An 11,526-nucleotide genomic window follows, 5' to 3' on the forward strand; every position below is an offset into this window, starting at 1 on the left:
GGGGGGGGGGGGGGGGGGGGGGGGGGGGGGGGGGGGGGGGGGGGGGGGGGGCCCCCCCGGGGGCCCCCCCCCGGGGGGGGGGGGGGCGCCCCCCCCCCGCCCCCGCAGCCAGGTGGTGCGCACGGCGCCGGCCAGGGTCAACCCGGCGTACGGGGTCACGGGGTTGCGGTGGTGCAACTCGTTGGCGTGGACAGCGAATTCGCCGTCCGGGTCGAAGGCGACCAGGTCCGCGTCGCGGCCCACCTCGATGGCGCCCTTGGTGGCGCTCAGGCCGGCCAGCTCGGCCGGTCCGGAGGCCATCCAACGGACGACGTCGCCGAGGGTGTGGCCGCGGCGGCGGGCCTCGGTCCAGACGGCCGGCAGGCCGAGCTGGAGGGAGGCGATGCCGCCCCAGGCCGCGGCGAAGTCGCCGCTGCCGCCGTGCGCGGGCAGCAGCTTGAGGTCGGGGGTGGACGGCGAGTGGTCGGAGACGACGGCGATGAACTCGCCCGCCGCCAGGGCCGCCCACAGCGCGTCGCGGTTGGACTCGTCGCGGATCGGCGGGCAGCACTTGAACGCGGTGTCGCCGTCCGGCACCTGCTCGGCCGCGAGGGTCAGGTAGTGCGGGCAGGTCTCCGCGGTCACCCGCACGCCGTCCTCGCGGGCCTGGCGCAGCAGCGGCAGGACGGCGGCGGAGGACACGTGCAGGATGTGGACGCGGGCGCCGGTGCGCCGGGCGGTGTCGAGCAGCCGGGCGACGGCCGCGGTCTCCGCGTCGGCGGGGCGGGAGGCGAGGAAGTCCCGGTAGTGGACGCCGGGTTGCTGCGGGGCGGCAGCGAGGACGGCGGGGTCCTCGGCGTGGATGATCGCGAGGGCGCCGATCCGGGCCTGCTCGGCCAGGGCGGTCTCCAGGTCGGCCGCCTCGACGTGCGGGAACTCGTCGACGCCGGAGGGGGCGAGGAAGCTCTTGAAGCCGAACACGCCCTCGCGGTGCAGGGGTTCGAGGTCGGCGGCGTTGCCGGGGATGGCGCCGCCCCAGAAGCCGAGGTCGACCCAGGTCTGGCCCTCGGCGGCCTTCCGCTTGACGGCCAGTCCGTCCACGGTGGTGGTGGGCGGGACGGAGTTGAGCGGCATGTCGATGATCGTGGTGACGCCGCCGGCCGCGGCGGCCCGGGTGGCGGTGGCGAAGCCCTCCCACTCGGTGCGGCCGGGCTCGTTGACGTGCACGTGGGTGTCGACCAGGCCGGGGAGCAGCGCGGTGTCGCCGAGGTCGACGAGCCGGCGGTCACCGGCGAGGAGCGAGCCGTGCGCGGCGATCTGCGCGATCTTCCCGTCCCGGATCAGCACGTCCGCGGGGCGCTCGCCGTCGGGCAGGACCACCCGCCGGGAGCGGATCACCGTGGGCTGGCTGACAGGCATGGGGGACCTCCGAAACCTGGGAGTTGGGGGTGCGGGGACGCCGGACCGGCCGGGGTGGGCGGTCGTCCGGGGCGCTCGGAGAAGGAGGGAACCGAAGGATTGCCGGGAGCCTAGGCCCGCCTTCAACAAAACGTCAATGGAGGAACGTACGAGTGTTCGCGCGCCCTGGCCGCCACGCGTACGCGGGTGCACGGCTCAGCCGCTCAGCAGTGCCCCGGCCAGCCGCTCCCCCGCGGTCTCGGCCAGTTCGGCGGCCTTGGTCATGCTGTCGCCGGGCTGTTCGGCCAGGTCGGTGAGGGCGATCGCGGTGGTGAAGCCGGCCGAGCGCCACTCGCTCTCCGACAGTTCCAGCCGCCCCGCCACAGCGGCCACCCGAACCCCCGCCCGAGTGGCCGCCGCGGCGACGCCGGCGGGGGCCTTACCATGGAGCGTCTGCGCGTCCAGGCAGCCCTCGCCGGTGACGACGAGGCGTGCCCCACGCACGGCCTCGTCGAAACCCAGCAGTTCGAGCAGCAGCTCGATACCGGGTCGCATGGTGGCGCCGAGCAGGGCGAGGGCGGCGAAGCCCACCCCGCCCGCGGCCCCGGCGCCGGGGGCCTCGCGCACGTCCCGCCCGGCGGCCTCGGCGACCTTGTCCGCGAAGCGGGTCAGGCCTTCCTCCAGGACCACCAGGTCGTCGCCGTCCGCGCCCTTCTGCGGGCCGTAGACGGCGGTGGCGCCGCGCGGGCCGAGCAGCGGGTTGTCGACGTCGCAGGCCACGACGACCTCGACGCCGGCCAGCACGTCGGCCAGCGGGCCGAGGTCGATCGTCGCGAGCCTGCGCAGCGCGGCGCCGCCGGGCGCGAGTTCGTTGCCGTCCGCGTCGCGCAGGCTGACGCCGAGCGCCTGGACCATGCCCGCGCCGCCGTCCGTGCAGGCGCTGCCGCCGAGGCCGAGCACGATCCGCTTGGCGCCGAGCGCGACCGCCCGGCCGATCAGCTGGCCGACGCCGAAGGAGCCGGCCGCGAGCGGGGCGGTGCGCCCGCCGGGGAGCCGGGCCAGGCCGGAGGCCTGCGCCAGTTCGACCACGGCGGTGTCGTCCCGCACCGCGAGCGCGGCGTCCACCGGCAGGCCGGTGGGGCCGGCCACCTTGGCCGGGACGCGGGTGAAGCCGGCCGCGAGCGCGGCGGCCAGGGTGCCCTCGCCGCCGTCGGCGACGGGCAGTTCGCGCACCTCGGTGCCGGGCGCGGCGCGGCGGATGCCGGCGGCGATCCGGGCGGCGACCTCGGCGCCCTCCAGGGTGCCCTTGAACTTGTCGGGAGCTACGACCACATGGCCCTGGTGGGGGGTGGCGGGCATGGCGCGGTCCTCTCCGTACGGGTGCGGCTGGTTCTTCAAGCTTGGGCCCGGGCGGCCCGGGGGTGCCATCCCCTGCCCGGACGATGCCGGTCAGGGCCGGCACTGAGCTGGGCTGCCCCGGAGGGCGGCCCCCTCCCGCCGTTCCCCTCGTCCCGCTTCCGACGTACGAGGGGCTCCCCTCGGCAAGGAGGGGGCCGGGCGACGCGTCACTGGCACGACCGAAGTGCCCCCGACAGGGAGGACGCGTCACCGGCTGGGTCGACCGGCAGGCGGGCGGATGAGCCCCGGCCCGGCTGCCGGTCGGGCCTGGCCTCCTGGTGGCGCGGGCACGACCGGATAGGTACACGCCACCAGGAGGAGTCTGTGCGGGCTCCCCGGGGGGAGCCCGGCGGGTTACTTGACCTCGCGGCCCGAGAGCCGCTCGACGCCGCGCAGCAGCGCCGAGTGGTCGAGCGAGCCGTCGCCGTTGGCGCGGGCGGAGGCGACCAGCTGGGCCACCACGGCGCCGACCGGCAGCGCGGCACCGACGGCGCGGGCGGCGTCGGTGACGATGCCCATGTCCTTGTGGTGCAGGTCGATCCGGAAGCCCGGGGCGAACTCGCGGTTGAGCATGTTCGCCTTCTTGCGGTTGAGCACGGTCGAGCCGGCCAGGCCACCGCCGAGCACGTCCAGCGCGGCGGCGAGGTCGACGCCCGCGTTCTCCAGGAAGACCACGGCCTCGGCCAGGACCTGGATGTTGACGGCCACGATCAGCTGGTTGGCAGCCTTGACGGTCTGGCCGGCGCCGGCCGGGCCGACGTGGACCACCGTGGTGCCGAGGGCGTCGAACAGCGGCTTCGCCTCGGCGAAGTCCGCGGCCTCGCCGCCGACCATGATGGACAGGACGGCCTCGACGGCACCGGCCTCGCCGCCGGACACCGGGGCGTCCAGGGCGCGCACGCCGTTCTCCACGGCGGCCTTGCCGACCTTGATGGAGGTCTGCGGGGTGATCGAGGACATGTCGATCACGAGGGTGCCGGCCTTCACGTTCTCCAGCACGCCGCCCTCGCCGAGGATGACCGCCTCGACGTGCGGGTCGGCCGGGACCATGGTGATGACGACCTCGGCGTCCTTGACGGCCTCGGCGATGCTGGTGGCACCCCGGCCGCCGGCCGCGACGACGGCGTCGATCGAGTCCTGGGAGAGGTCGAAACCGGTGACGTCGTGCCCGGCCTTGACCAGGTTGATGGCCATGGGCTTGCCCATGATGCCGAGGCCGACGAAGGCGATCTTGCGGCTCATCGCGTCGTTCCTTTGTACGTAGGTGGGGAGGGCCGGGTGGCCGGCCCGCGGGACGGGCCGGGGCGCGCTCGCGGCGCGGCGCGCCCGGTGGCGCGGTGCCGCCTCGCGGCGCGGCGCTACTTCGCGGCGCGCAGCTCGCGCGGCAGCCACCCGAAGCTGTCGGCGCTGACGCCGGTGGAGGGGCGGTACTCCAGGCCGATCGAGCCGGTGTAGCCGGCGGCGGAGAGGCGGGCGAAGAGGTCCTCGAAGTCCAGCTCTCCGGTGCCGGGCTCGTTGCGGCCCGGGTTGTCGGCGATCTGCACGTGGCCGATGCGGTCGGCGTAGGTGTCGATGACGGCCGCCAGGTCCTCGCCGTTCTTGGCCAGGTGGTAGAGGTCGCAGAGGAACTTGGCGTTGCCGAGCCCGGTGGCCGCGTTGACCTTGTCGACGATCTCGACCGCGGCGGGGGCCGACACCAGCGGGTAGTCCGGGGACTCGACCACGTTGAGGGCCTCGATCAGCAGGATCGCGCCGATCTCGTGCGCGGCCTTCGCGGCCAGCACCAGGTTCTCCAGCGCGAGCGCGTCCTGCTCGGCCGGGTCCACGCCCTCGACCCGGTTGCCGTACAGCGCGTTGAGCGCGGTGGCACCGAGCGAGGCGGCGAGCTCGGCGGCGACCGGGACGTTGGCCCGGAAGCGCTCCTTGTCGGCCGGCACCGAGACCGTACCGCGGACGCCCTTGCTCAGGTCGTCCAGGAAGTTGAGGCCGGTGAGCCGTACGCCCGCGTCGGTGAAGGCCTTGCGGAGCGCGTCCTGCTCGGCCTGCGAGGGGGCGTGCTCCTCGCCGAAGGGCCACCACAGCTCGGCGGCCGTGAAGCCGGCGGCGGCGGCAGCGGCCGGGCGCTCCAGCAGCGGGAGCTCACCGAACAGGATCGACAGGTTGACCGTGAAGCTGTGCCGGGAAGCTGCCGTCACGTCACTCACCTCTCACTCTCTTCCGACATCCTCAACTTCCACAATCCGGAAGAGGGATTCTGCGTGGTGGAAGCATCTCCGCCCCGCCGATCGACTGTCAAGGCCGCCGCAACAATTTGTTGAAGTGGCCCGGAAACCCCTCCGCGAGGGGCCCGGCGCTGTCCGATCACCCAGGGCCCGCCCCGCCCCACCCCCGCTCGCTACAGTGAGCGGGTGCGATTGATGGTGGAGTTCACGACAGAACCGTTCGAGCTGGACACGTTCCCCGAGCACGCCGCGGCGGCCCGCAAGGTCGTCGACGAGGCCGGCCTGGCCGTCTCGGTCGGCCCCTTCGGGACCGGCGCCGAGGGCGAGGCCGACCAGGTCCTCACCGCGGTGACCAGGCTGCTCCGCGAGACCCTGGACGCCGGCGCGACCCGGATCTCGGTCCAGGTCAGCGTGCTGGGCGACGGCGAGGGCAACGGCGGCGCGGTGGCCGACGCGACGCGGGAGGAGGGCGGTACGCCGTGACCGAGCACGTGGAACACCCGCTCGCCGCGGCCGTCAAGCCGCTGCTGGACGCGGTCGGCGCGACGCCCGTCCCACTGGGCGAGGCGAAGGCCGAGGACGTCGTCCTGGAGTGGGAGGGCGCCCCGGCGCTCGCCATCCGGCTGCCGCACCTGAGCAGCGCGCTGGACCGGCTGCTGGCCGAGATGACCCGCCAGTTCGACGGCCGCCCGCTGGCCGAGCTCGACCGCTGGGAGAAGCAGCGGGTCGTCGCCCTCCTGGAGGAGCGCGGCGCCTTCACCGTCCGCCACGGGGTCGAGACCGTCGCCTCGGCGCTCGGCGTCAGCCGCTTCACCGTGTACAACTACCTCAACCGCCAGGACGGCTCGAAGTCCTCCTGAGGCACCCGTGGGCACCGCCGGCGGAACCCTCCCAAAACGGGCAGCCCCGCCGGTGCGTTCCAGTGTGGGCCGCCCTCCGGCGGGGCACACTTGGCGAATCGCACACGAAACGGCCCGGCAACACGGGCCCGCCCAAAACGTAACCACCAACCGTTAAACAAAGTGTTGACGGCCGGGTGGGGCCGATCTAGCTTGTGCGGGTGGCACCACTCTTCAGGAGGTCCACCTGTGACCAACCACCCCCACGCCCTCGACGCCCTCGCGGCGGCCGACGCCGCCGAGCTTGAGGCGATCCTGCTGGAGATCTGCTCCAGCCCCCGCTGGGCCGCCGCCGTCGCGGAGGCCAAGCCCTGGTCGGACCGCAGCGCCCTGCTCGCCGCCAACGCGGCGGCGATGCGGTCGCTGACGGTCGCGGACCTGCACGACGCGATGGCCGGCCACGCCCGGATCGGCAAGCCCAAGGCGGGCGACGCCACCTCCGAGCGCGAACAGGCCGGCATCCACGGCGTGGACCAAGCGCTCCTCGACGAACTGCACGAGGCCAACGCCGCCTACGAGGCGAAGTTCGGCCACGTGTTCCTGATCTGCGCGACCGGCCGTACCGCGGCCACCATGCTCGCCGCCCTGCGCGAGCGCCACCCCAACGACCCCGCCGCCGAGGCGGAGATCGTCCGGGGCGAGCTGCGCAAGATCAACGACATCCGCATCAACCGGCTGCTCGACGAGTCCTGAGCCGGTTCTGACGTATCGTCGGTTCCGTTTCCCGGCACGATCCACGACCGACCCGACGGATCTTCGTTTCTGACGATTCGTCAGATCATCGTGAGGCCGCGCCGCGCTCGGCGAAGCAACCCCACATCTGCCATCAGTAAGGTCACTTCACCCATGACTGGCATCTCCACCCACGTGCTCGACACCAGCCTCGGCCGCCCGGCCGAGGGCGTCCCGGTCGAGCTCGCACTGCACACCGAGGGTGGCTGGAAGGTGCTCGGCACCTCCGCCACGGACTCCGACGGCCGGGCCAAGGACCTGCCGGCCGTGGAGGCGGGCTCGGTCGTCCGGCTGCTCTTCGACACCGCCGCGTACTACGCGCGGCGGTCCGCGGAGACGCCGTTCTTCCCCGAGGTCTCGATCGTCTTCACGGTCGCGCCCGCGCAGCACCACTACCACGTGCCGCTGCTGCTGAACCCGTTCGGATACTCGGTCTACCGCGGAAGCTAGTAGACCGACCTGGAAGCTCAAGGAGCCAAAGTCATGGCCCACGTGCTCGGTCAGAACCAGTACGGCAAGGCGGAGAACCGCATCGTACGCGTCTACCGCGACTCCACCCGGCACGAGATCAAGGACCTGAACGTCTCGGTCTCCCTCCAGGGCGAGTTCGAGGACGTCCACCTCACCGGTTCCAACGCCAACTGCCTCCCCACCGACACCACCAAGAACACCGTCTACGCCTTCGCCAAGGAGTACGGGATCGAGTCGGCCGAGGCCTTCGGCATCATCCTCGCGCGGCACTTCGTCGACGACACCGAGCGCGGCGTCGTCCACAGCGCCCGCATCCGGATCGAGGAGTACTCCTGGGACCGGATCAAGACCCCGGACAGCTCGGCCCGCTTCATCGGCTCCGAGGAGGTCGGCCACTCCTTCGTCCGCACCGGCCAGGAGACCCGCACCACCGAGGTCGTCTACGACGGCGAGACCGTCCAGGTCATCTCCGGCCTCAAGGACCTCATCGTCATGAACTCCACCAACTCGGAGTTCTGGGGCTACATCAAGGACAAGTACACCACCCTGCAGGAAGCCTACGACCGGATCCTCGCCACCCAGGTGACGGCCCGCTGGAAGTACGGCTACAGCGGCCGCGACGGCGAGGCCCAGCCCAACTGGAACCGCTCCTACACCCACGTGAAGCGGCACCTGCTGGAGGCCTTCGCCGAGACCTACTCCTACTCGCTGCAGCAGACCCTGCACTCGATGGGCACCCGGGTCCTCAACAACCGTGCCGAGGTCGACGAGGTCCGCCTGGAGCTGCCCAACAAGCACCACTTCCTCGTCGACCTGGAGCCCTTCGGCCTCAAGAACGACAACGAGGTCTACTACGCCGCGGACCGCATGTACGGCCTCATCGAGGGCACCGTGCACCGCGAGGGCGTCGTCCCGGTCATCCCGGTCGTCTGACCTCCCCCACCATGGACACCGCCCGGCATCGCCGCACCCTCCGGCCCTCATCGGCCGGCCGAGTCCGGGCGGTTCGCACCACCTCCGGCACCACCCCTTGCAGCACCTCCAGCACCACCCTTGTCACTACCTGTTCCACGTGTTTCTCCACCCCCACCCACCGGAGTTCGTGCCTGCCTCACGGCGGCCGGCCCGGGGCACTGGAGAGGCCGGCCGAGGGACCCTTGCACCGCCGTCCCGCCCTCGGTCAGGGAAGTATCCGGCAGTCTCCAGCGCCACGGGCGCGCCGGGAGCCGCGGGCACAAGAGGGGCTCGACATGGCACCCAGCAACACCAGCACCACCGACGGCGGTTCCACCCCTGCAAGATCTTCCGGTCCGGGCGGCGTCCCAGGCCTCCCCGGCACGCCGCCCGGACCGGGAACCCACCCCGTGGACGAGGTGCTGTCCCCGGTGAAGCTCGTCTCCACCGGACTCCAGCACGTCGCCGCGATGTACGCGGGAGTCGTCGCACCCCCGCTCATCGTCGGCGCCGGCGTGGGGCTCTCCCCCGCCGAACTCGCCCTGCTCATCTCGGCCAGCCTGTTCACCGCCGGACTGGCCACCCTGCTCCAGACCCTCGGCGTCTGGAAGATCGGCGCGCGACTGCCGTTCGTGAACGGCGTGTCGTTCGCGGGCGTCGCGCCCATGATCGCCATCGCCAACGAACACGGACCGAAGCACGCCCTCCCGGTGATCTTCGGCGCGGTGATCGTCGCGGGGGTCCTGTGCTTCCTCGCGGCACCGTACTTCTGCAAGCTCATCCGGTTCTTCCCACCCGTCGTCCAGGGCACCGTGATCACCCTCATCGGGGTGTCCCTGCTGCCGGTGGCGGTGAACTGGGCGCGCGGCGGCTCGCCGGGCGCCCCCGGATTCGGCTCCATGCGGGCCATCGGCCTCGCCGCGATCACCCTCGTCGCGGTGGTGCTCTGCAACCGGCTGCTGCGCGGCTTCTGGCAGCAGCTCTCCCTGCTCGTCGGCCTGGCGTTCGGCACCCTGATCGCCTTCCCGCTGGGCCTCGCCGATTTCGGCCCGGTCAAGGACGCGAAGGTCTTCGCGCTCCCCTCCCCGTTCCACTTCGGCGCCCCCGAGTTCGACGCCGCCGCCATCGTCTCGCTGTGCATCGTCATGGTGGTCTCGATGACCGAGTCCACCGCCGACATGCTCGCGCTCGGCCGAATAGTCGACCGCGAGGCCGACGAACCCACGCTCGCCGCCGGCCTGCGCGCCGACGGCCTGGCCACCGCGCTCAGCCCGGTCTTCAACGGCTTCGCCGCCAGCGCCTTCGCCCAGAACATCGGGCTCGTGGCACTGACGAAGATCCGCAGCCGCTACGTCGTCGCGGCCGGCGGAGGCATCCTGGTCCTGCTCGGGCTCTTCCCCGTGCTCGGCTCACTCGTCTCCCTCGTACCGCAGCCCGTCCTCGGCGGCGCCGGGATCGTGCTCTTCGGCACGGTCGCGGCGAGCGGCATCCGCACCCTCGCGGAGGCCGGCATGGAGTCCGGCTCGAACACCATCCTCGTGTCGGTCTCGCTCGGTGTCGGCATCGTGCCGATCGCCGTACCCACGTTCTACGACGCCTTCCCGGAGGCCGTCCGCACCCTGATGCACTCCGGGATCTCGGCCGGCACCGTGACGGCCGTCCTGCTCAACCTCCTCTTCCACCACGTCGGGGCCGCCCGCCGCGCAGCGGCCGGCGATCCACCCGGCACGACGGTGCCGACGGTGACACCGTCCTGACCGGCGGGGTGGGGGCGCGTGCCCGCTCGACGCGCCCCCACCCGTCACCCGCCGCCGCCCCTCCACGGGCGCGCAGCACGCGGCACCGCTCTCGCCCTCCCCCATAGGAGCAACACCATGGCAGTCCAGCCCCCACCCGCCGACCAGCGGATCGTCATCGAGAACGCCGCCATCGCGACGGTCGACGCCAACGACACCGAGCACGCCCGCGGCCACGTGGTCATCCTCGGCAACAAGATCGAATCGGTCGGCAGCGGCCCCGCCCCCGCCTGGCTGGACAACGTCGTGCGCCGGATCAACGCCGAGGGCCACCTCGTCACCCCCGGCCTGGTCAACACCCACCACCACTTCTACCAGTGGATCACCCGCGGCCTCGCCCAGGACAACATCCTCTTCGACTGGCTCGTCGCCCTCTACCCCACCTGGGCCCGCATCGACGAGAAGCTCGTCCACGCCGCCAGCCAGGGCTCCGCCGCCGCGCTCCTCAAGTCCGGCTGCACCACCGCCTCCGACCACCACTACGTCTTCCCGAAGGACGGCGGCGACGTCCTCGGCGCCTCCGTCGAGGCCGTCCAGGAACTCGGCCTGCGCTTCACCGCGCTGCGCGGCTCCATGGACCGCAGCAAGAAGGACGGCGGCCTGCCCCCGGACCACGCCGTCGAGGAGCTCGACGACATCCTCGCCGCCTCCGAGGCCGCCGTCGACAAGTACCACGACTCCTCCTTCGGCTCGATGCTGCACGTCGCCATCGCGCCCTGCTCCCCGTTCTCCGTCTCCACCGACCTGCTCCGGCAGTCCGCCGAACTCGCCCGCCGCAAGGGCGTACGGCTGCACACCCACGGCTCGGAGACCGCCGAGGAGGAGCAGTTCTGCAAGGAGCTGTTCGGCATGGGCCCGACCGACTACTTCGAGTCGGTCGGCTGGCTCGGCGAGGACGTGTGGATGGCGCACTGCGTCCACATGAACGACTCCGACATCGCCAAGTTCGCCGAGACCGGCACCGGCGTCGCCCACTGCCCCTCCTCCAACGCCCGCCTGGCGGCCGGCATCGCGCGCGTGCCCGACATGATCAAGGCCGGCGTACCGGTCGGCCTCGGCGTCGACGGCACCGCGTCCAACGAGTCCGGCGAGCTCGGCACCGAGCTGCGCAACGCCCTGCTCATCAACCGCCTGCACGGGTACCCGACCGCGCTGACCGGGCGCCAGGCCCTGCGCCTGGGCACCATGGGCGGCGCGCGGGTGCTCGGCCGGCAGAACGAGATCGGCTCCATCGAGGCCGGCAAGCTCGCCGACCTGGCGCTGTGGAAGATCGACGGAATCATGCACTCGTCCATCGCCGACCCGGTCGCGGCCCTGACGTTCGGCGCGCTTCCGCCGCTGTCCGTCCTCTTCGTCAACGGCAACGCCGTCGTCGAGAAGGGGCAGCTGACCACCGTCAACGAGGACCGCATCGCGCGCGACTGCGCCCGCGCCGCGAAGGAGCTCGCGGCCCGCCCGGTCTGACGGACCGGTAGCCCGCTCCTCTTCCGTTCCCTGTACTCCGGGCCGCCCAGGGACGGTGCGTGACCCGGACTCCGCGCGCCACACCCGGCGCGCGGGACCCCGCCCCCCCCCCCCCGCGGGGGGGCGGGGGGGGGGGGGGGCCCGGGGGGGGCCGAAAGGTTAAAAACCAAACATAAAAATATTAGGAAAATTTTAAGAGTGTTTAGTTTTGTG

The 11,526-nt window shown here is 72.5% G+C and carries 10 protein-coding genes and 1 pseudogene; 7 read left to right on the top strand and 4 right to left on the bottom strand.

What is annotated here, in order from left to right; translation table 11 throughout:
• Window positions 1-66: 66 nt before the first annotated feature.
• The 4 genes and pseudogenes from allB to ACFV4F_RS00320 form a co-directional block, all read right to left on the bottom strand.
• Window positions 67-1,398, bottom strand: a pseudogene (gene allB, locus ACFV4F_RS00305) (allantoinase AllB); the annotation flags it as partial.
• Window positions 1,399-1,593: 195 nt separating this feature from the next.
• Window positions 1,594-2,736 (bottom strand): glycerate kinase, encoded by a 1,143-nt coding sequence (locus ACFV4F_RS00310; protein WP_380437824.1) that lies wholly within the window; start codon window positions 2,734-2,736, stop codon window positions 1,594-1,596.
• Window positions 2,737-3,129: 393 nt separating this feature from the next.
• Window positions 3,130-4,017 carry a 2-hydroxy-3-oxopropionate reductase gene (locus ACFV4F_RS00315; protein WP_380437822.1) on the bottom strand — a complete coding sequence of 296 codons (888 nt, stop codon included), beginning with the start codon at window positions 4,015-4,017 and terminating at the stop codon, window positions 3,130-3,132.
• Window positions 4,018-4,133: 116 nt separating this feature from the next.
• On the bottom strand, window positions 4,134-4,979 hold the full coding sequence (locus tag ACFV4F_RS00320) for a hydroxypyruvate isomerase family protein (protein ID WP_380437820.1): 846 nt from the start codon (window positions 4,977-4,979) through the stop codon (window positions 4,134-4,136).
• 213 nt (window positions 4,980-5,192) lie between these two features.
• Here ACFV4F_RS00320 and ACFV4F_RS00325 point away from each other — a divergent pair, with 213 nt between their 5' ends.
• The 7 genes from ACFV4F_RS00325 to ACFV4F_RS00355 all read left to right on the top strand — a co-directional run bounded on the left by ACFV4F_RS00325 (window position 5,193) and on the right by ACFV4F_RS00355 (window position 11,313).
• Window positions 5,193-5,480 carry a thiamine-binding protein gene (locus ACFV4F_RS00325; protein WP_380437953.1) on the top strand — a complete coding sequence of 96 codons (288 nt, stop codon included), beginning with the start codon at window positions 5,193-5,195 and terminating at the stop codon, window positions 5,478-5,480.
• On the top strand, window positions 5,477-5,857 hold the full coding sequence (locus ACFV4F_RS00330; RefSeq protein ID WP_380499843.1) for a helix-turn-helix domain-containing protein: 381 nt from the start codon (window positions 5,477-5,479) through the stop codon (window positions 5,855-5,857). The genes ACFV4F_RS00325 and ACFV4F_RS00330 overlap by 4 nt, the downstream gene beginning before the upstream one ends.
• A 228-nt stretch (window positions 5,858-6,085) precedes the next feature.
• Window positions 6,086-6,589, top strand: coding sequence for a 2-oxo-4-hydroxy-4-carboxy-5-ureidoimidazoline decarboxylase (gene uraD / locus ACFV4F_RS00335; protein ID WP_380437818.1), 504 nt, complete (start codon window positions 6,086-6,088; stop codon window positions 6,587-6,589).
• Window positions 6,590-6,742: 153 nt separating this feature from the next.
• The gene (uraH, locus tag ACFV4F_RS00340; protein WP_380437816.1) at window positions 6,743-7,078 is read left to right on the top strand and encodes a hydroxyisourate hydrolase; all 336 of its coding nucleotides are present in this window, start codon (window positions 6,743-6,745) and stop codon (window positions 7,076-7,078) included.
• Window positions 7,079-7,111: 33 nt separating this feature from the next.
• Window positions 7,112-8,032, top strand: coding sequence for a factor-independent urate hydroxylase (gene pucL, locus ACFV4F_RS00345; RefSeq protein ID WP_380437814.1), 921 nt, complete (start codon window positions 7,112-7,114; stop codon window positions 8,030-8,032).
• 317 nt (window positions 8,033-8,349) lie between these two features.
• Window positions 8,350-9,810, top strand: coding sequence for a nucleobase:cation symporter-2 family protein (locus ACFV4F_RS00350; RefSeq protein WP_380499844.1), 1,461 nt, complete (start codon window positions 8,350-8,352; stop codon window positions 9,808-9,810).
• A gap of 117 nt (window positions 9,811-9,927) precedes the next feature.
• Window positions 9,928-11,313 (top strand): 8-oxoguanine deaminase, encoded by a 1,386-nt coding sequence (locus tag ACFV4F_RS00355; protein WP_380437810.1) that lies wholly within the window; start codon window positions 9,928-9,930, stop codon window positions 11,311-11,313.
• The last annotated feature ends 213 nt before the right edge of the window (window positions 11,314-11,526 follow it).

It is taken from the genome of Kitasatospora sp. NPDC059722 (genome assembly GCF_042733235.1).
In the GTDB taxonomy this organism is placed as follows: Bacteria; Actinomycetota; Actinomycetes; order Streptomycetales; family Streptomycetaceae; genus Kitasatospora.

Bases quoted from the DNA above. Each gene is read 5' to 3' on its own strand.
- pucL (WP_380437814.1), top strand. From the start codon at position 7,112: ATGGCCCACGTGCTCGGTCAGAACCAGTACGGCAAGGCGGAGAACCGC.
- uraH (WP_380437816.1), top strand. From the start codon at position 6,743: ATGACTGGCATCTCCACCCACGTGCTCGACACCAGCCTCGGCCGCCCG.
- ACFV4F_RS00310 (WP_380437824.1), bottom strand. From the start codon at position 2,736: ATGCCCGCCACCCCCCACCAGGGCCATGTGGTCGTAGCTCCCGACAAG.
- ACFV4F_RS00325 (WP_380437953.1), top strand. From the start codon at position 5,193: ATGGTGGAGTTCACGACAGAACCGTTCGAGCTGGACACGTTCCCCGAG.
- ACFV4F_RS00355 (WP_380437810.1), top strand. From the start codon at position 9,928: ATGGCAGTCCAGCCCCCACCCGCCGACCAGCGGATCGTCATCGAGAAC.
- ACFV4F_RS00315 (WP_380437822.1), bottom strand. From the start codon at position 4,017: ATGAGCCGCAAGATCGCCTTCGTCGGCCTCGGCATCATGGGCAAGCCC.
- ACFV4F_RS00350 (WP_380499844.1), top strand. From the start codon at position 8,350: ATGGCACCCAGCAACACCAGCACCACCGACGGCGGTTCCACCCCTGCA.